Annotated in this window: 18 protein-coding genes and 1 other RNA gene; 8 read left to right on the plus strand and 11 right to left on the minus strand. The window is 37.2% G+C overall.

From position 1 onward, the window contains the following. Positions 1-62: 62 nt before the first annotated feature. On the minus strand, positions 63-2,678 hold the full coding sequence (locus ACYT6F_RS01475; protein ID WP_472599567.1) for a valine--tRNA ligase: 2,616 nt from the start codon (positions 2,676-2,678) through the stop codon (positions 63-65). Positions 2,679-2,806: 128 nt separating this feature from the next. On the opposite strand from ACYT6F_RS01475, the gene ACYT6F_RS01480 reads away from it, so the two are divergent. Continuing rightward, complete coding sequence (locus tag ACYT6F_RS01480) at positions 2,807-3,274, plus strand: DUF1573 domain-containing protein (RefSeq protein ID WP_248391278.1); 468 nt, start codon at positions 2,807-2,809, stop codon at positions 3,272-3,274. Between the two features lie 228 nt (positions 3,275-3,502). Next, complete coding sequence (locus tag ACYT6F_RS01485) at positions 3,503-4,375, plus strand: PPK2 family polyphosphate kinase (RefSeq protein ID WP_472599568.1); 873 nt, start codon at positions 3,503-3,505, stop codon at positions 4,373-4,375. 63 nt (positions 4,376-4,438) lie between these two features. On the opposite strand, the gene rnpB is transcribed toward ACYT6F_RS01485, so the two are convergent. Further along, an RNA gene (gene rnpB, locus ACYT6F_RS01490) (RNase P RNA component class A) lies at positions 4,439-4,762 on the minus strand. Positions 4,763-4,918: 156 nt separating this feature from the next. Between rnpB and ACYT6F_RS01495 the strand changes: the two genes are divergently transcribed. Together ACYT6F_RS01495 and ACYT6F_RS01500 are read left to right on the plus strand one after the other, a co-directional pair. Next, a complete protein-coding gene (locus tag ACYT6F_RS01495) occupies positions 4,919-5,410 on the plus strand; it encodes an RNA polymerase sigma factor (protein WP_472599569.1) in 492 nt (163 codons plus the stop codon). Then, the gene (locus ACYT6F_RS01500; protein WP_472599570.1) at positions 5,403-6,077 is read left to right on the plus strand and encodes a beta-carotene 15,15'-monooxygenase; all 675 of its coding nucleotides are present in this window, start codon (positions 5,403-5,405) and stop codon (positions 6,075-6,077) included. Before ACYT6F_RS01495 ends, ACYT6F_RS01500 begins: the two co-directional genes overlap by 8 nt. A gap of 63 nt (positions 6,078-6,140) precedes the next feature. Here ACYT6F_RS01500 and rpoN read toward each other — a convergent pair whose 3' ends face one another. The 3 genes from rpoN to ACYT6F_RS01515 all read right to left on the minus strand — a co-directional run bounded on the left by rpoN (position 6,141) and on the right by ACYT6F_RS01515 (position 10,140). Then, positions 6,141-7,604 (minus strand): RNA polymerase factor sigma-54, encoded by a 1,464-nt coding sequence (gene rpoN, locus ACYT6F_RS01505; protein ID WP_169229395.1) that lies wholly within the window; start codon positions 7,602-7,604, stop codon positions 6,141-6,143. 356 nt (positions 7,605-7,960) lie between these two features. Next, positions 7,961-9,409 carry an asparagine--tRNA ligase gene (gene asnS, locus ACYT6F_RS01510; protein ID WP_472599571.1) on the minus strand — a complete coding sequence of 483 codons (1,449 nt, stop codon included), beginning with the start codon at positions 9,407-9,409 and terminating at the stop codon, positions 7,961-7,963. Positions 9,410-9,540: 131 nt separating this feature from the next. Next, positions 9,541-10,140, minus strand: a complete 600-nt coding sequence (locus tag ACYT6F_RS01515) for a CDP-alcohol phosphatidyltransferase family protein (RefSeq protein WP_472599572.1) — start codon at positions 10,138-10,140, stop codon at positions 9,541-9,543. 111 nt (positions 10,141-10,251) lie between these two features. Between ACYT6F_RS01515 and ACYT6F_RS01520 the strand changes: the two genes are divergently transcribed. After that, the gene (locus ACYT6F_RS01520) at positions 10,252-11,184 is read left to right on the plus strand and encodes an XRE family transcriptional regulator (RefSeq protein ID WP_472599573.1); all 933 of its coding nucleotides are present in this window, start codon (positions 10,252-10,254) and stop codon (positions 11,182-11,184) included. A gap of 33 nt (positions 11,185-11,217) precedes the next feature. Here the strand turns inward: ACYT6F_RS01520 and rimM are convergent, their stop codons facing one another. From rimM to ACYT6F_RS01540, 4 genes are all read right to left on the minus strand, one after another. After that, the gene (gene rimM / locus ACYT6F_RS01525; protein WP_472599574.1) at positions 11,218-11,760 is read right to left on the minus strand and encodes a ribosome maturation factor RimM; all 543 of its coding nucleotides are present in this window, start codon (positions 11,758-11,760) and stop codon (positions 11,218-11,220) included. A gap of 12 nt (positions 11,761-11,772) precedes the next feature. Beyond that, positions 11,773-12,327, minus strand: a complete 555-nt coding sequence (locus tag ACYT6F_RS01530; protein ID WP_472599575.1) for a 30S ribosomal protein S16 — start codon at positions 12,325-12,327, stop codon at positions 11,773-11,775. Positions 12,328-12,550: 223 nt separating this feature from the next. Then, positions 12,551-13,063 carry a nitroreductase family protein gene (locus tag ACYT6F_RS01535; protein ID WP_472599576.1) on the minus strand — a complete coding sequence of 171 codons (513 nt, stop codon included), beginning with the start codon at positions 13,061-13,063 and terminating at the stop codon, positions 12,551-12,553. Between the two features lie 172 nt (positions 13,064-13,235). Continuing rightward, entirely contained in the window at positions 13,236-13,685 is a 450-nt protein-coding gene (locus ACYT6F_RS01540; protein ID WP_472599577.1) for a GreA/GreB family elongation factor, read from the minus strand. A gap of 74 nt (positions 13,686-13,759) precedes the next feature. On the opposite strand from ACYT6F_RS01540, the gene ACYT6F_RS01545 reads away from it, so the two are divergent. Continuing rightward, on the plus strand, positions 13,760-14,116 hold the full coding sequence (locus ACYT6F_RS01545) for a DUF805 domain-containing protein (RefSeq protein WP_472599578.1): 357 nt from the start codon (positions 13,760-13,762) through the stop codon (positions 14,114-14,116). Between the two features lie 40 nt (positions 14,117-14,156). On the opposite strand, the gene ACYT6F_RS01550 is transcribed toward ACYT6F_RS01545, so the two are convergent. Then, on the minus strand, positions 14,157-14,690 hold the full coding sequence (locus ACYT6F_RS01550; protein ID WP_472599579.1) for an SRPBCC family protein: 534 nt from the start codon (positions 14,688-14,690) through the stop codon (positions 14,157-14,159). A gap of 211 nt (positions 14,691-14,901) precedes the next feature. Here ACYT6F_RS01550 and ACYT6F_RS01555 point away from each other — a divergent pair, with 211 nt between their 5' ends. Both ACYT6F_RS01555 and ACYT6F_RS01560 read left to right on the plus strand, forming a co-directional pair. Next, complete coding sequence (locus ACYT6F_RS01555) at positions 14,902-16,971, plus strand: M3 family metallopeptidase (protein ID WP_472599580.1); 2,070 nt, start codon at positions 14,902-14,904, stop codon at positions 16,969-16,971. A 166-nt stretch (positions 16,972-17,137) separates the two neighbouring features. Continuing rightward, positions 17,138-17,743 carry a hypothetical protein gene (locus ACYT6F_RS01560; protein WP_472599581.1) on the plus strand — a complete coding sequence of 202 codons (606 nt, stop codon included), beginning with the start codon at positions 17,138-17,140 and terminating at the stop codon, positions 17,741-17,743. Between the two features lie 34 nt (positions 17,744-17,777). Here ACYT6F_RS01560 and ACYT6F_RS01565 read toward each other — a convergent pair whose 3' ends face one another. Beyond that, positions 17,778-18,353, minus strand: coding sequence for a TerD family protein (locus tag ACYT6F_RS01565; RefSeq protein ID WP_472599582.1), 576 nt, complete (start codon positions 18,351-18,353; stop codon positions 17,778-17,780). Positions 18,354-18,408 lie beyond the last annotated feature (55 nt).

Below are 18,408 nucleotides of genomic sequence, written 5' to 3' on the forward strand. Positions count from 1 at the left end.
TATTCAGGCTAAGATTAAGGTTCAGGCTAAGCTTGAGACTCAACCTTAACCTAAACCATTTATTATAAACTTTTCAGCTTTTCTTCTAAAATTGCAATCTTATCGAGAGCGTCTTTTTGTTTTTTGCGCTCAACCTCAACGATTTCAGGTTTGGCATTGGCAACAAACTTCTCGTTGGAAAGTTTTTTGTCTACAGAAATCAGGAATCCTTTTAAATATTTCAACTCTTCTTCTGTTTTCGCTTTTTCTTCTCCTAAATCTAAATTTTCACTTAAAGGGATGGATACTTCTGTTGCACCCACCAGGAAAGTAAAGCTTGGTTTATCTGTTTTTGTTCCGAAATGAATTTCTGAAACATTAGCTAATTTCTTAATAACAGATTCGTTTGCAAATGCTGAAGCATTGGTATAAATTTCGGCAGCTTCTCTTGGCGAAATTCCTTTTGTCTGACGGTAATTTCTCACTCCGGAAATCAGTTCTGCCGCTGTTTCAAAATTATTAATAATCTCTTCATTAAATGCTCCTGCTTTTTTCTGCTGGGCAATGACCAAGGCCTGAGAATGATCTCTTTCTGAAATCGTCTGCCATAATTCTTCCGTCAAGAAAGGCATGAAAGGATGCAGTAATTTCATTAATTCTTCAAAGAAATAAATAGTCTGAGTATACACTTCTTTCGAAATTCCTTCTCCGTAATTAGGTTTGATAGCTTCAAGATACCAGCCGCAGAAATCGTCCCAGATCAGTTTATAAATCAAATGTAAAGCATCAGAAATCCTGAACTTTTCAAACTGGTCATCAATTTCAGCAATGGTTTTATTCATTTTATTTTCAAACCACTCGATAGTCTGTGTTTCTGTTGAGTTAGCCGACTTGTCTTCGTGATTCCACATATTGATCAGGCGGAAGGCATTCCAGATTTTCGTCATGAAGTTTCTTCCCTGAAGCATTAAATCTTCATCAAAAAGGAGGTCATTTCCTGCTGCTGAACTTAATAAAATTCCTACACGAACTCCGTCTGCTCCATATTTGTCCATCAGTTCCAGCGGATCAGGTGAATTTCCTAAAGATTTAGACATTTTTCTTCTCTGCTTATCTCTTACAATTCCTGTGAAATAAACATTTTTAAAAGGAACTTCTTTTCTGTATTCCAATCCGGCCATAATCATTCTGGCAACCCAGAAGAAAATAATATCAGGACCTGTTACCAAATCTGAAGTCGGGTAATAATAATTAATATCTTTATTTTCAGGATCAATTAATCCGTCAAAAACCGACATCGGCCACAACCATGATGAGAACCAGGTATCAAGAGCATCTTCGTCCTGTTTTAAGTTTTGGATTTCGAGTTCTGCGTTTTGAGTTTTTTCTTTGGCTAAAGCTAAAGCTTCTTCGATGGTCTCTGCAACAACGAAGTCATTTTCTCCGTCTCCATAATAGAACGCAGGAATCTGCTGTCCCCACCAAAGCTGTCGGGAAATATTCCAGTCGCGGATGTTTTCCATCCAGTGTTTGTAGGTATTTTTAAACTTTTCAGGATAAAATTTAACCTCATCATCCATTACAACATCCAAAGCCGGTTTTGCAATTTCAGACATTTTAAGGAACCACTGAACGGAAACTTTAGGCTCAATAACCGCACCTGTTCTTTCTGAAGTTCCCACTTTATTTACATAATCTTCAGCTTTCAGCAAAAGATCTTTTTCTTCCAGTTCTTTGGCAATCTGCTTTCTTACCTCGAATCTGTTTTTCCCGGCATAATGTAACCCGTAGTCATTCAGATTTCCGTCATCATCCAAAGCATCTATCATTTGCAGGTTGTGCTTCTGCCCGATTTCGTAGTCATTGATATCATGTGCGGGCGTAATTTTCAAAGCACCAGTTCCAAATTCGATATCAACATATTCGTCTTCAATAATCGGAATTACTCTGTTTACGATCGGTACGATAACTTTTTTACCTTTCAGGTGGGCATATCTTTCATCATTCGGATTGATGCACACTGCAGTATCTCCAAAAATAGTTTCAGGACGTGTTGTAGCCACCGAAAGAAACTCTTCTGATCCCTCAATGGCATATTTAAGGAAATATAATTTACCGTTCTGTTCTTTAAAGATTACTTCTTCGTCGGAAATATTGGTTTTGGCTTCCGGATCCCAGTTTACCATTCTGTATCCACGATAGATCAGTCCTTTGTTGTATAAATCAACAAATGATTTGATTACCTGTTGAGAGAGTTTTTCTTCCATCGTAAAACGGGTTCTGTCCCAGTCGCATGAACATCCAAGCTTTTTAAGCTGTTCAAGAATGGTCCCGCCATATTTATCGGTCCATTCCCAGGCGTGTTTTAAGAATTCTTCTCTTGTAATATCAGATTTATTGACCCCTTCAGATTTCAGTTTAGCAACAACTTTGGCTTCCGTAGCAATGGAAGCGTGATCTGTTCCCGGAACCCAGCAGGCATTGAACCCCTGCATTCTTGCACGGCGGACCAGAACATCCTGAATGGTATTGTTCAGCATATGCCCCATGTGCAAAATCCCCGTCACGTTTGGCGGAGGGATCACAACAGTGTAAGGCGGCTTATCATTTGGCTCTGAATGGAAGTATTTGTTTTCCAACCAGTAATTGTACCACTTTTGTTCTGTTTCCTGTGGATTGTACTTTTCTGAAATCTGCATAAATTCTATTACTTTAATTTACAATTTGCAAAAATAGTCTAAAGAAAAAAAATTTTAAGTATGAATTAAAATAATTTTTAACTTTGTTTCTTAAAATTTATCTAACAACATATTTAATATTCAAGAATATGAAAAAATTAATCGCAGGAATTGCATTGTTCGGAACTTTCGCTCTTGCATCTGCACAAACGATCACGTTTGATAAAACAACTTTTGATTACGGTACAATCAAGCCAAGTTCAGACGGCACAAGATTTTTTACAGTAACCAATACCGGTGATAAGCCTCTTATCCTGTCAAACGTAAAGGCATCTTGTGGATGTACAACCCCTGAATTCAGCCAAGATCCTATCATGCCTGGAAAATCTGCCAAAATCAAAGTTGGATACAACACGGCCATCAACGGTGGTTTCAACAAAATGATCGAAGTATTTTCCAATGATCCTGCAAACAGCAGAAGCGTAATCTACATCAAAGGAAACGTAGATCCAAACGCTCCGGATCCAAAACCTTTAACTCCTGCTGAATTGAAAGCTAAAGCCAAGGAAGAGAAAAAAGCTGCAAAATTAGCTAAAAAAGCTGCTGCTGCAAAGTAATCTCTACTCAAAAAATAGAAAAACCGTCTCAGTGAGGCGGTTTTTTTATTATATTTAGGTAAGGTTTGGCTGGAATTTAGATGAGTTAATGTTTAATGTTTAATGTTTAATGTTTAATGTTTAATGTTTAATGTTTAATGCTTAATGTTTAATGAAATCTTTTATCTTTTATCTTTTATCTTTTATCTTTTATCTTTTATCTTTTATCTTTTAATAACTAAATAAAATATGGACACCAATTTCTCAGATGATTTTTTAGTAAAAGGAAAATTTTCAATTAAAAAAGCTCTAACACAATATAAGGGAAAACTTACCAAAGAAGAAGGCGAGCAAATGCTCATCTTTGAAAAGATAAAGCTTCGCGAATTACAGGAAAAATTGTATTCTGACGGAAGCCAAGCTATTCTGGTTGTTTTGCAGGCTATGGACGCAGCAGGAAAGGACAGCCTGATAGAGCACGTTTTCGGAGGTGTAAATCCGCAAGGATGCAATGTTACCAGTTTTAAGACACCCAATCCCAAAGAATATGCTCATGACTTTTTGTGGAGGCATTATATCGCACTACCTTCAAAAGGGATGATCGGAATTTTTAACCGCTCTCATTACGAAAGCGTACTGGTATGTAAGGTACATCCTGAATATAACCTCAACGAAAAAACATGGAAGTCTGTAAAGGATTTTGATAACAGGTTCTGGAAAAACCGATATGAAAGCATCAGAAACTTTGAGAAACATCTTACTGATAACGGAACTACAATCGTAAAAATATTCTTAAATGTCTCTAAAGATGAGCAGAAGAAAAGGCTTTTAGACAGAATTAACGAACAGGAAAAAAACTGGAAGTTTTCGGCTGCTGATCTTCCTGAACGCACCTTATTCGGCAAACACATGACATGTTATGAAGAAGCCATTAATGAAACTTCAAAGGATTATGCTCCCTGGTACGTAATTCCGGCAGACGATAAATGGTTTGCAAGAGTTGCAGCTATACAGATTATCATTGACACTCTGGAAAAAATGAACCTGCAATATCCTACGTTATCTGAAGAAGGCCGTGCAGAATTGGAGAAGGCAAAAAAACAACTGGAAAGCGAAAAATAATATTAATTGATTATCAAACAAAGTTATAATCTTGACTTTAAATCTTAAATTTTAGACCAAAAAACCACGAGAAAATCTGTAAGCCGGATTTTGTTCTTCCGAAGAAGTGCCTGTTATTTATCTGCGTCTTGCATTGCTGCAGGACTTTAGCTGATTACCCCTCGGCTTTCAGAGCGAGCAACTCCTATTTTCATTACTGAAAAGAACCGATATACTTATCATTGCACCACAAAGAGTTTACCTGATTTCACTACAGCCGAACTGTACATCCTTTCTGTTGCACTTGTCCTACCCTCACGGGTGACGGATGTTATCCGCTTTGCTGCTCTACGGTGTCCGGACTTTCCTACCTCCCGAAAACGGGAAATCAACAAGCCGACTTTCTCGTGGCTGCAAAGATACGATTTAATGTAACAATTCAGCAATGTACCAACATAACAATGGAAAATTATGCTGACTTTAATAATTGCTAGATTGTTAAATTATTACATGCTTAAATTGATATTTTCTTTATCTTCGTACCACTAAAATTATACATCCACATTGGCCTCAAAGGAAAAAGAATTTGCGAAGCTTATTAAAGATAATCAAGGTTTGATTATCAAAGTATCGCGTTTATATACCAATTCTTTGGAAGATGAGGAAGATCTTTTTCAGGAAATTGTGTTACAATTATGGAGAAGTTATGACTCATTTAAAGGAAATTCTAAAATTTCTACATGGATGTATCGTGTGGCCCTTAACACAGCCATCACTCTTTTCAGAAAAAAAGCCAAAAGTTTACCAACTAATGAGCTGGACATCAATCATGCCGATTTTATTGAAGATGATGATGAAAAACAACAGCAGGTATCACTTTTGTATACTGTAATAAAAACGCTTCCGAATGTGGAAAGAGCGATTGTAATGATGTACCTGGATGATTTGCCTTACAAGGATATTGCAGAAAACCTCGGAATCACCGAAGTTAATGCGCGTGTGAAAATGAACAGATTAAAGAAAACCCTTAAAGAAAAGATGGAAAAATATGCCTGAGTTTGATTTAGACAGCTTTAAGAAGACGTGGCAGGAGCAACCTGTTCAGAAGAAATACGACGACAATGAAATCCTTAAGATGCTCAACAGAAAGTCGCGGAATTATGTGAAATACATTTTCTGGATCAGTGTAGCGGAATTTTTGTTATTCTCTGTAATGGGGATCTTTTATTTCTTTCAGGGCGAAGAAGACAACGGATTTCTCAATATCCTTGAAAAGCTTGGCGCAGAGAAAACACCCCAGATTGAAAGCAGCTTTGATAACATTTATTGGATACTGAAAGTATTAAGCCTTATTGTAACGGCATATTTTGTATTTAAATTTTATCAGAACTACCGTAAAATAAGAATTGAGGAAAATCTTAAAGGACTGATTACAAGAATTATTACATTCAAGAAAACCGTTAATGCCTTTATCTTAATCAGTATTCTTTTACTGGTAGCTTTTACCTCGATCTTTACCATCTTTATATTTTACTCTTTAAACGCTCAGAATGTAGAGCCTAAAAGTTCTGAGATGACCATATTTGTAGTCGGGGTCATCGTAACCACTGCATTTTCCGTATTGCTGATCTGGCTTTATTACAGGCTGGTTTATGGAATTATCATGAGTAAGCTTGATAAAAATCTCAAGCAGCTCAGAGAAATCGATTCTCAGGAAATTTAATATTTCTAATAAAACTGAGTAACATAAAAAAGCACTTCATGTTGAAGTGCTTTTTTATGTATTTTAAAGTTCTTTTCTTAATCTCGCTACCGGAATATTGAGCTGTTCACGGTATTTGGCGATCGTTCTTCTGGCAATATTGTACCCCTGTTCTTTCAGGATCATTACCAGTGCATCGTCGGTTAGAGGCTTTCTTTTATTCTCTTTGCTGATGACTTCCTGAAGATGGGTCTTAATCTCTTTCGTGGAAACTTCCTCTCCGTCATCATTCGTAAGACTGTCTGAAAAAAGGTCTTTGAGATAGATAATCCCGTTGGGGGTATCGGCATATTTGCTCTTTACCACTCTTGAAATGGTAGAAATATCAAATCCTGTAATATCGGCAATATCTTTCAGAATCATCGGTTTCAGCGACTTTTCATCTCCCGTGATAAAATAGTCTTTCTGAAATTTTACGATTGCAGTAATCGTCTGCAATAAGGTATTCTGACGTTGATTAATCGCATCAATATACCACTTTGCAGCATCAAGCTTCTGTTTGATAAATAATGCAGCCTGCTTATGTTCAGACGAATTTTTATCGTGAGAATACGTCGTTAAAATATCTTTATATTCTTCAGACACCCGTAAAGTCGGGGCATTTTTACTGTTCAGCATCGGAAGCACCTGTCCGTCTTTTACCTGTATTACAAAATCCGGAATAATCTCCTGATTGATGGTAATGGTCTGAGTATCGAAATTTCCTCCTACTTTTGGAGATAATTTTGAAATCTCATCCAGCGCATCTCTCAGATCTTCTTCCTCAATATCATATTTCTGAATAATCTTGTTGTAATGTTTGTTGGTAAGCGCATCAAACTGATACCTCAAAATATTAGCCGCCAGAGAAACCGCTTTATCAGAACTTACTTTCTTTTCGATCTGCAAAAGAAGACATTCCTGAAGTCCTCTCGCTCCAACACCTGGCGGATCGAGCTTTTGGATATAATTTTCAAGAATATCATCTACCCTTTCCTTGGTGGTATAAATACCCTGTGAAAAAGCGAGATCATCAACAATTGATTTTATTTCCCTTCTGAGGTAGCCATCTGTATCTAAGTTTCCAATGAGATACTCTGCAATTTTTTCATCTTCTTCACTGATATTTACAAGATGAATCTGCTCCAGAAGATAATCGTAAAGAGACTGCCCTTCGGTTAAAAGGCTTTCGTTATCAAATTCTTCGTCATCAGGAGAGTAATTACTGGATGCTGTTTTATAGTTTGGCTCGTCGTCATAAAGATATTGGTCTACATCAAAATCCGTTTCAATGCTTTCCGTACCCTCACTTTCATAAGAGTCTTCCAGAGACGAGAAATCATCCTCTTTAGATTCTTCTTTTACAATTTCCAATGCAGGATTTTCTTCCAATTCTCTTTCAAGTTCCTCTTCAAATTCCAGAGTGTGAAGCTGGATCAGCTTCATCAACTGGATCTGCTGAGGCGCCAACTTCTGTCCTAATTTGAGTTGTAAGTGTTGTTTAAGCATATTACTAGATGGTGTTTTAACATAACATATTGCACGAATTTAGTGAAATATTTTGACAAAAATAAATTTTAGCACGATTTTTGCAGTAGTAAGGGTATAATAAACTATTTAAAATAAACAGAAAAGCCCTGACCGATGTTTGTCAGGGCTTTTTATTATTTATATTCCAATTTATCAGGGTATCCTCCTGTTGTCCCAAAAAGCCAGAATTCCAACTGAGTTTTTATAACTCTGTAATAAAGAGAAAATTTTTATCAATTAAGATATTTTACAATTGTGTTAATTTCCAAAATTTTAGTAAATAAAAAATCCTTCCGTTTTAAACAGAAGGATTTCGGTATTTTTAAAATAATTTTTTAGAACTCTGCATTCTTAGGTGTTCTAGGGAAAGGGATTACGTCTCTGATATTCGTCATTCCCGTCACGAAAAGAACTAACCTCTCCAATCCTAATCCGAAACCGGCATGCGGAACAGAACCGAATTTTCTGGTGTCTAAATACCACCAAAGTTCATGCTCATCTACATGCATTTCTGCCATTTTCTGCTTTAATACATCAAGCCTTGCCTCTCTTTCAGAACCTCCGATAATTTCACCGATTCCCGGGAAAAGAACATCCATTGCCGCAACGGTTTTCCCGTCTTCATTAAGTTTCATGTAGAATGCTTTGATCTCTTTCGGATAATCAAACAGAACTACCGGACTTTCGAAGTGTTTTTCAACCAAATATCTTTCGTGTTCAGACTGAAGGTCGGTTCCCCAATTTTCAACAGGATACTGGAATTTTCCTTTCTTATTTTCTTTAGAATTTAATAAGATTTCAATCGCTTCAGTATAAGAAACTCTCTTGAAGCGTTTTGAAACTACATTTTCAAGTTTTTCGATAAGACCTTCTTTCGCTCTTTCTTTTTCCGGCTTTGATTTTTGCTCTTCCTCAAAACGTTTGTCCAGGAATTCAAGATCGTCTTTACAGTTATCCAAAACATACTGTATCACATATTTCAGGAAATCTTCCGCAAGGTCAATATTATCTTCCAAGTTGTTGAAAGCGACTTCCGGTTCAATCATCCAGAATTCCGCCAGGTGTCTTGTCGTATTTGAATTTTCTGCACGGAACGTAGGACCGAATGTATAAATTCTTCCCAATCCCATTGCTGCCGTTTCCCCTTCAAGCTGTCCGGAAACCGTTAGGTTGGTCTTTTTCCCGAAGAAATCCTGTGCAAAATCAATATCTCCCTGTTCGTCTCTCGGGATATTGTTTAAATCAAAGTTGGTAACGCCAAACATTTCTCCTGCTCCTTCTGCATCTGCTCCGGTAATGACAGGAGTGTTGATGTAAAAGAATTGATTCTGGTTAAAGAAAGAATGGATGGCAAAACTCACCGCGTGACGTACTCTGAAAACCGCTCCGAACAAATTGGTCCTGAATCTTAAGTGAGCCTGCTCTCTTAATGTTTCCAGCGAGTGTTTTTTAGGCTGAAGGATGGTTTTGTCTCTCTCCTCCGTAAAATTATCTCCTAAAATGGTAATTTTCTTCGCCAGGATTTCTACGGCCTGTCCTGCACCCTGGCTTTCTACCACTTCACCAACAATTTTAAGGGAAGCTGCCGTACTGATTTTAGAAATAATTTCTTCGTCGAAATTTTCGAAATCAACAACAATCTGCAAATTATTAATCGTAGAACCATCATTTAGTGCAATGAAACGATTGGCACGGAATGTTCTTACCCAGCCGTAAACCGTAATGTCATGATGTAATACTTTCTTGTAATCCTCCAGGATTTCCTTAATTGTCTGCTTTTTCATTTGTTGATTAAAATTTTTGTGTAAAAATTAATGAGTGCAAAGTTACAAAAAAACAGAGCAATATGAAGATTGCTCTGTTTTAATTAAATCATTTATCAATTATTTAAGGTAAAAACATGTTAGGATTATTATCAATTGAACAATACCGACTTCCTCCTCTTTTTTCCTTTCCTGATTTTCCATGCGTGATAAGAACTCGGAACGTCATATTGCCATTTCGGAAGAATCAGAATAATGAGAATCACATCAATATGTGCGATAAATCCGAGAACAACCGTCAGATAAAATGACCATCCCGCTTGTTGGAAGCCAATGAGATAAGTAAATGCCACGAGCAGACTTAATCCCCACATTTTTGACAGAAAGGCATGAGTACAGGTTTCTTTTCCGAATTTCAGCCAGCTTATGATATAACATAAAGCCTCCATTCCCAGAATTATAACGACGCCAATCCATTCGGTCTTTATTAGATCAGAGTTTAAAAAATATACTGCACATCCTAGTGAAAGCCAGAAAATTAAATCGGTCTGGCTATCCAGTCGTCTTAGTTTTTCAGTAGAAACTCCGGCTTTCCGGGCAATTATTCCATCGAAAATATCGGTTAATAACCCGAAACACATTAAACCTAAAATTAAAAACCTGGATTTTTCACCAATAAAATAAGATAAGGAAAGAATGACAGGCGCAAGAATAAACCGTAAAGAGATTAAAATATAAGGTAATGTTTTCATAATAATTTATTGATTTTTTTAAATTATACTTCAAAAATATTGGTGAAAGGCAATGGAATAAATGCGGAAAAAAATTAAAATAAATAACTAAATTTGTGAAAATCGCAAAACATGCATCAGGAACGTTTGCTTAAAGAAATCCGAAGAAAGATTGGCGATAAATCTTTGAATGACGAAATTGCCAATATTCTTAACATCAGCTATGATGCCGCGCACCGGCGAACTTCCCTGAAAGCGAAATTCAGTTTTGAAGAAGCACTGGCGCTGGCAAATTATTTCCAGATTTCATTAGATCAGTTTCAGGTTTCCGATCATCAGATTGTTGCAAGAAAAACTTCAGCTGTGACCAAAACCGAAGACCTGGAATCTTTTTTCAGGAATAACCTCAAGGTTTTTGAAAATCTTCCGCTCAGTAATGAAATGACCATTTATTACTCCGCGAAAGACATTCCTTTCTTTTACACCCTTTCAGATACGCTGCTTTCCCGTTTTAAGGTTTATGTCTGGATGAATCTTCTTAATGCCCAACAGGTCTTCATCCCTTTCTTAGAATTTTCTCCTCCGAATTTTGAATTGAATACCAAAGAATTAAGAAAAATATATGAAGAACAGAACGTGGTCGAATTGTGGAACGACATGACTGCCGCCAGTGTTTTACAGCAAATTGTATATTATCACGAAACGGGTCTTTTGAAAAAAAATGAAGCCGGAATCATTCTGCAGGAACTGAAGGAATTAATAGAATATATTGAAAAGAAAACCGAGAACAACCCGAAATTCCATCTATATGAAAATGAACTGATGCATCTCTCCAATGATATATTTTTTCACCATCCCCAACAGTCTCTTTTTGCCATTCCCACCAATATGTTCGGGTATTTATTGATTAATGACGAAAAAACCTGCAAAGAAACACAGAACTATTTTGAGCATCAGATTAAAAACTCAAAGTCGCTGAGTACCTCCGGTAATCGTGACCGGAAAATATTCTTCAATAAAATGTATGAACAAATTGAAAATGTGAATAGAAAAATGAATGGGTAAATAATAAAAAACGAATTTCTTCAGAGGAAAAAGTTATTCATCTTTTTTGGAAGGAACCAGAAAAACATCGATAAGACCTTCAGGAAGTTGCATTTTAATGAATCTTTCATCTCTGTTTACTTCAAGAATCCAATCTTTGATCATAGGAATTACCACTTCTTTTCCGTCGAGATTGGTAATAAAATAGGTTTGGGCAGTCTGATCATTTACGGATCGTATCACACCGCAGTCGTTATCATTTTCATCAAGGATATTGTACCCGATGATCTCATGATAGTAAAATTGTTTCCCGGAAAGTTTTGGCAGGGTTGAAAGCGGCAAATAGACATTTTTACCTAACGACTGATCTACCAGCGCTTCCGAAGAATTTTTGAAAGAAATATTCAGTGCATCAGATTTGCTCCATGCTGTTCTTTCAATAAAAAAAGGAACCAATAATCCGTTGATTTCAACGAATATTGATTCCAATTTATTGTAAAGCTCGGGTTGGTCGGTATCCAATTTAAGGATAACATTTCCCGCAAGTCCGTGTCTGCGTGTGATTTTTCCTAATAAATAGCAATCTTCTTTACGCATACGGGGCTTTTTTTACGCTTCAGTGTTTTCTTCTGTAGATTCAGCAGCAGCTTCTCCTTCTGTTGTTTCTTCAGCAGGTGCATTAGCAGCCTCTTCAGCAGCTTTAGCATCAGCATCAGCTTGTGCAGCAGCAGCAATTCTTGCTTCGTTTACTTTAGCTTCTGCGTCTAAAGCAGCTTTTTTGGCATCAGCCTGTGCTTTAGATAATCCTTCAACTTTACCTTGTACTTTAGCGTCTTTAGCTTCTACCCAAGCGTTGAATCTTTTTTCAGCTTCAGCCTCATCAAAAGCTCCTTTAGCAACACCACCTTGTAAGTGTTTTTTGTAAAGGGCACCTTTGTAAGAAAGAATAGCTCTTGCCGTATCAGTTGGCTGAGCACCGTTGTTTAACCACTTTACAGCAGAATCAACATTTAAATCGATTGTTGCAGGGTTAGTAATTGGGTTGTAAGTTCCTAACTTCTCGATGAATTTACCATCTCTTCTAGCTCTGGAATCTGCAACCACGATGTGGAAGAAAGGTTTCCCTTTTTTACCGTGTCTTTGTAATCTGATTTTTACTGACATAATGTTTGAATTTTAAGGGAACTCGTCCCAGTTAAATATTTTAAGAGTGCAAAGATAACAAAAAAGTTTGAAGTAAAAAGATCTGCGTAAAAAGTTTTATCAGTTCAGGCAATTTTCAGGAGCCGGGAACCTGCTCTCGCTACTCGCTTTTTTAGGTTTCGGCGGCGGCGGAGCCGCCGCCGAAACCTAAAAAGAGCTCAGACAGGCCGCTCGATCAGGGCTATTATTGAAGGTTACCCAAATAAAATAAGCCTAAACACTTCTGGTTTTCTTCGATGGTCAGAGAATCTCTCAAATGATCTACCAGCTTCGGAGAACTCCAGTAACATCCTATTTCGTGAGCCGTACAGGTAAGATACATATTCTGAACGGCCATTGAAACTGCTGCAATTTCCTCCCATTCCGGGACCATTCCGCTGAAATTGACCACAATAGAAACAACCGCATCTGCTTTATTGATCTTAAAACCGATATCGTTATATTTCTTTTCTAAAAAAAGTTGTTCCGGCTGTGTTGCTTTATAGATTGCCTGCATTTCTAAGGCAAGCTTTGCTTTTTCTTCTCCTCTGAACACCTTAAACCGCCATGGTTTTGTACGTTTATGATTGGGAGCCAATGTTGCCGAATGCAAAATTTCGTTAAGGATTTCCTGGGAAATCTCCGTATCGGTATAGTCTTTTGGGAAAATGCTTCTTCTTTGTGCTACGATTTCTTTTAAAACTTCTGCTTTATTCATAACACAAAATTAGGAAAAAGTTGCCTGCAAATTGTTGGCAGCTGATAGTTTTAGCGATATACATTTATTTAATAATTCCATTCTGACGAAGAAAAGATACTCCAGAAGATTCTTAATTATATGACTGTTCAGAATGATAGCTATGACCTACTTAACAAATTAATCATTCATACTAAAGTACTTCAACGATTTTCTGGTGGATTTTATTCAGTGTAAATTCATCTCCTGATTTCATGCCCATCATTTTTTTAGCCATCGGACTTTCGGAAGAGATGGCGTAGAATCTGTCGCCTTCAAAAAAGAATTCTCCCAATGATACTGAAATATAGAACCGGGCTTTATTCGTAATCACCAAAGAACCCAGCTGCACTCTTTCTGTGGAGTTATTCAGCACTTTGGCCATGTTTCTACTCAAATCATTCAACGCTCCCAACTGACGCTGCATCTGGTAAATTTCTTCCTGCATTTCCTCACGCATGCTGTCATATTTAGGAGTTTTTTTTATATCCCGGCTTGCCTCCTGAGTGAATTCAATAAAATTCTTCAGCTTTTCAATCTTTTCAGCAATCACTGTTTTTACATAATCTCTTATGTTATTTTTCTCAAATACTGTCTTCTCCATACATCGAATCTTTATATAAAGATAATATTTTTTAAATAATTTTTACTTTTGTCTTTTAATTTTTAAAAACTAAGATGATGTTTAAAGATATTTTTTCCATACGCGGAAGAATCAGAAGAACTGAATTTGTATTATCCTGCCTCATATATGCCGCAGCATTATTTGGAAGTGTGCTTTTAGCGGCACTTACCAATCTTATCTTTTTTTATATTATCGTTGTCATCACCTGGTTTACAGGAACCGTTTTCAGGATAACCCAGGGTGTGAAAAGATGCCATGATGTTGGGAACAGTGGCTGGTTCCAATTCATTCCTTTTTATTTTTTTGTTATGATATTGGCTGATGGAGACCGGAGAGATAACAGGTACGGACCTAATCCGAAATATAAAGAAGGTCATAATTCTATTAATCAGATTGGCCGGGAAAAATAGCAAGAAAAAAAGCCGTGCAGAAGTGCAAGGCTTTCGTTTTTTATTTTTCAACTACGTTTTTGAGGTTGGTAAGACCTTCTTCATAAGATTTTCCCATCTGATAATCCATCATTGGCCGCATTATTTTCATCCAGGCCTCCTGTTCCGTATCCATCGTCCAGGTTACTTTTGTATCGTTTCCTTCGGGCGACAAAATAATTTCAGAAGTAGCCTGCCCGTCAAACGGCTTTTTAAAAATCATCTCTGTTTTCTGTTTCTGGTTCGGTACCAGCTCTTTGATTTCCTGACATCCAGCCCCTGCTTCATCATTTTTGCTGTCCCAGCAATATTTATCACCAATCTCACCTTCATTTCCGGAATAAACAAGCTTCATACTCGGATCCAGTTTCATCCAGGGATTCCACCGGTTAAAGGCTTTCATAGAGCTGATCTGCTGCCATACTTTTTCTTTCGGAGCCTTGATAACCATCGATTTTCCGTAATGATATTTGTTGCCGAAAGCCAGCATGGCAATCACTGCATATACAGCAACAAGAAGAAGAATGACACCCAGAATTTTTAAAATTGTTTTCATAGTTTAAGGTATTTAAAATTATTTTTTCAACATGAATCGCGTTTTATTTGCTGTCAAAAGTAATTAATTCTTCATCGTCACCTCTTCGCATATGACAAGATTATTCGATACCGTTCAATTTGTCACAACTTCTTTCTCAGGCATCATTTTTGAGCATTTTCGCTGTCGGTTCAGCAGAATCATTAAATTTACAAGAATTAAAAATTAGAATATGAATATTTTAACAGAAAGATTTAACACACCATATCATTCAGCACCATTTAATAAAATCAACAATGAAGATTACCTTCCTGCATTTAGGGAATTGATAAAAAAATCGGAAGAAGAAATTGAGGCTATCGTTACCAATCCTGAAGATCCTACTTTTGAAAACGTCATTGAAGCATTGGCGTATTCCGGTGAGCAGCTTGATGTGGCGTCCAATATATTTTTCAATCTTAACTCGGCGGAAACAAGCGATGAACTGCAGCAGATCGCACAGGAAGTCTCCCCTATTTTAACGGAATATTCTTCAAAAATTTCTCAGAATGAAGCACTTTTCAATAAAATTAAAAAAGTGTATGATGAAAAGGAAAAATATAACCTGAATGATGAACAGCAGATGCTTTTAAATGAAACATATAAAGGTTTTGTAAGAAGCGGCGCTTTGCTGAATGAGGAAGACAAGGAAAAATTAAAGAAAATCAGCATGGATCTTTCTTTAAAGTCACTTAAATTCGGGCAGAATGTGCTGGCTTCAACCAACAGCTATTTTAAACATATCACCCATAAAGAAGATCTTGCCGGAATTCCGGAGGCCATTCTGGAACAATATGCAGAAGAAGCCAAAGAGAGAAATCTTGAAGGGTGGGTGATTACCTTACAGTACCCAAGCTATATTCCCTTCATGACGTATGCGGAAAACCGCGAATTAAGAAAGGAAATTGCATTGGCCAACGGTAAAAAATCTTTCGACGGCGGTGAGTTTGATAATCAAGATTTAATTAAAGAGCTTCTCACATTAAAACAGCAAAAGGCCGAATTATTAGGCTATAAAACCTATGCAGAGTATGTTCTGGAAGAACGAATGGCAAAATCTCCTGCAAAAGTTATTGACTTCCTTAACGAACTTTTAACCAAAGCAAAAACGTATGCCCACAAAGAGATTGAAGAATTGAAATCATTGGCAAAAGCTGACGGAATCGAAGAAATACAGGCTTACGACCATGCTTATTATGCAGAAAAGCTTCGTAAAGCAAAATTTGACCTTAATGATGAGGAATTAAAACCTTATTTCCCTTTAAACCAGGTTCAGGATGCTGTTTTCGGACTGGCTGAAAAACTTTTCGGATTGACTTTTGAAGAAAGAAATGATATCCCGAAATACCATGAAGATGTGAAAGTTTATGAGGTTTCCGAAATTCTTCAACAAGCTCATAATGACAATCAGCAAGAAGCCAATAGCCAGAAGCCAAAGGCATTTAAAGCCCTGCTTTACGTAGATTACTTTCCGAGAAAAGGCAAAAGAGCCGGCGCATGGATGACGAGCTACAAAAACCAGTATCAAAGAAACGGTGAAAATTCCCGTCCGCATATTTCCATTGTCTGCAACTTTAGTAAACCTACAAAAGACACACCGAGCCTGCTGACATTTCAGGAAGTGACAACCTTGTTCCATGAATTTGGGCACGCACTTCACGGAATGCTTGCCAATACGCAATATCCTACTCTTTCCGGAACTTCTGTAAAATGGGATTTCGTAGAGCTTCCTTCGCAGTTCTTAGAAAACTTCTGCTACGAACCGGAGTTCCTGAAAACTTTCGCCAGACATTATAAAACCGGAGAAGTTTTACCGGATGAAAAAATTGAAAAAATCGCTCAGTCGAAAAACTTTATGGAAGGCTACCAGACCTTAAGACAAATCGGTTTCGGATTGCTGGATATGAATTACCATACAAAGGTTCGAGAGTTAGAGAGTAAGAGTGTTAAAGAATTTGAAGATGAATATACGAAGGCTACACAATTATACCCCGTGAATCCTGAAACAGCGATGAGTCCGAGCTTTTCTCATATTTTCCAGGGCGGATATTCTGCGGGATATTACTCTTACAAATGGGCAGAAGTTCTGGATGCCGATGCCTTCCAGTATTTTAAGGAAAACGGAATTTTCAATCCTGAAATTGCCGCAAAATATAAAGTTCTTCTTTCTTCCGGCGGTACCAAAGACCCGATGGAACTCTACAAAAGTTTCAGGGGAAGCGAGCCGAAAGTGGAAAGCTTACTGAAGAGAGCATTTGGATAACAAGATTTTAAACCATTAAGTTAATCAGCTTAATGGTTTTTTATTTACATTCAAAATAGATTTGGTACACGGAAACTTTCGTAAACATTAAATGAGTGATGCAATCATTGTATTTTTTCACTACCTTAGTATCGAAACACCAATAAACAAGGGATTACATAGCATTATGAAAGACAAACTCTATTTCATTAAGACCAATCCTGTAAGCGCAAAGATTAACCTTTACAATAAACTCTGCCGCGAAGAAAACAGTATCCTTACCTTTCTGGAGGATGATAAAAAGGCAAGTCTTGAAATCATTAAAAAGAAAACACTCGACAACGTTGAAAGTCTCTCAAGGGAAGAATTCACCTGTATTTTCAACTGGTTTGATGACCGCTACGGTTCGGACCCCGAAGAGCTGAAAGCGCAGCTTTTTATTCACGGAATTGATATTTTTTATGATATCTCAGACCCGGTGTGCATTGGAAATTTTTCTAAAATGCTTTCGGATTACGAGGGTTATCTGCAAAACAAATTTTCATTTATCATGAACTCCGAAGGCTTTAGCCATTTTGTGATCTACGGCATTTTTTTCACCGGTATGGCAGACAGCGAAGAAAAGTATCTTTTTAAGTTCTTAAAACAAGATCACAAGGTGCTGTATACTTTGGCCGAAAAAGGCTACAATGAGAAAAGATACGGCTTGGTTCTGCAGCCCGAAATGTATCAATACTTCTCTGATCTGTATGACTGCACCAAGTTTTATAAAGGTTCTATTATTATAATTTAAAAAGAGACTTCTTACCGGAAGCCTCTTTTTACGTTTATTTGATAATTTGTCCTTTATAGTATTTTTCCAGAAAAAAGCCTAAATCTGCTCTGTACCCGATTCCGGAAGCTTCAAATTTCCAGTTGCCGCCACGTTTATACAATCTTCCGAATTCTATTCCCGTTTCTATGGAAAAATCTTCATCGAGTTCGTATTTGGCAATTTCCTGGTGAGTGAGGTTATCAATAATCCTGATGTATGAATTCCTTACCTGCCCGAAATTCTGTTTTCTCCGCTCATAATCTTCAATGGTGACCACAAAAAGAATTTCCTGAACTCTTTCGTCAACTTTTTCAAGATCAATGATTATCGACTCATCATCGTCACCATCGCTGTTTTTACCACTCGGGTCGTCTCCTGTATGCGTAAGAGCACCGTCGGGAGAGTTTAGATTATTATAAAAAACAAAATATTCTTCACTTACCAGTTTCCGTTCCGCATCAATCATGATTGCGGAAGCATCAAGGTCAAAATCATATCCCATTCCTTCATTCGGATCCCATCCCAGACCGATGGTCATTCTTGTGAATCCAAGATCAATTCTTTGTCCTTTCTGTAAATTAATTGCCATAATAGTACGAGGGGTTTATTGTATTGGTTATCGAAGTTATGGCTGTTTTAGGGAT

It is taken from the genome of Chryseobacterium sp. NG-CE01 (genome assembly GCF_055695505.1).

Coding starts and splice junctions, on each gene's coding strand:
- ACYT6F_RS01475 (WP_472599567.1), bottom strand. CDS start 2,678: ATGCAGATTTCAGAAAAGTACAATCCACAGGAAACAGAACAAAAGTGG.
- ACYT6F_RS01480 (WP_248391278.1), top strand. CDS start 2,807: ATGAAAAAATTAATCGCAGGAATTGCATTGTTCGGAACTTTCGCTCTT.
- ACYT6F_RS01485 (WP_472599568.1), top strand. CDS start 3,503: ATGGACACCAATTTCTCAGATGATTTTTTAGTAAAAGGAAAATTTTCA.
- ACYT6F_RS01500 (WP_472599570.1), top strand. CDS start 5,403: ATGCCTGAGTTTGATTTAGACAGCTTTAAGAAGACGTGGCAGGAGCAA.
- rpoN (WP_169229395.1), bottom strand. CDS start 7,604: ATGCTTAAACAACACTTACAACTCAAATTAGGACAGAAGTTGGCGCCT.
- asnS (WP_472599571.1), bottom strand. CDS start 9,409: ATGAAAAAGCAGACAATTAAGGAAATCCTGGAGGATTACAAGAAAGTA.
- ACYT6F_RS01515 (WP_472599572.1), bottom strand. CDS start 10,140: ATGAAAACATTACCTTATATTTTAATCTCTTTACGGTTTATTCTTGCG.
- ACYT6F_RS01520 (WP_472599573.1), top strand. CDS start 10,252: ATGCATCAGGAACGTTTGCTTAAAGAAATCCGAAGAAAGATTGGCGAT.
- rimM (WP_472599574.1), bottom strand. CDS start 11,760: ATGCGTAAAGAAGATTGCTATTTATTAGGAAAAATCACACGCAGACAC.
- ACYT6F_RS01530 (WP_472599575.1), bottom strand. CDS start 12,327: ATGTCAGTAAAAATCAGATTACAAAGACACGGTAAAAAAGGGAAACCT.
- ACYT6F_RS01535 (WP_472599576.1), bottom strand. CDS start 13,063: ATGAATAAAGCAGAAGTTTTAAAAGAAATCGTAGCACAAAGAAGAAGC.
- ACYT6F_RS01540 (WP_472599577.1), bottom strand. CDS start 13,685: ATGGAGAAGACAGTATTTGAGAAAAATAACATAAGAGATTATGTAAAA.
- ACYT6F_RS01545 (WP_472599578.1), top strand. CDS start 13,760: ATGATGTTTAAAGATATTTTTTCCATACGCGGAAGAATCAGAAGAACT.
- ACYT6F_RS01550 (WP_472599579.1), bottom strand. CDS start 14,690: ATGAAAACAATTTTAAAAATTCTGGGTGTCATTCTTCTTCTTGTTGCT.
- ACYT6F_RS01555 (WP_472599580.1), top strand. CDS start 14,902: ATGAATATTTTAACAGAAAGATTTAACACACCATATCATTCAGCACCA.
- ACYT6F_RS01560 (WP_472599581.1), top strand. CDS start 17,138: ATGAAAGACAAACTCTATTTCATTAAGACCAATCCTGTAAGCGCAAAG.
- ACYT6F_RS01565 (WP_472599582.1), bottom strand. CDS start 18,353: ATGGCAATTAATTTACAGAAAGGACAAAGAATTGATCTTGGATTCACA.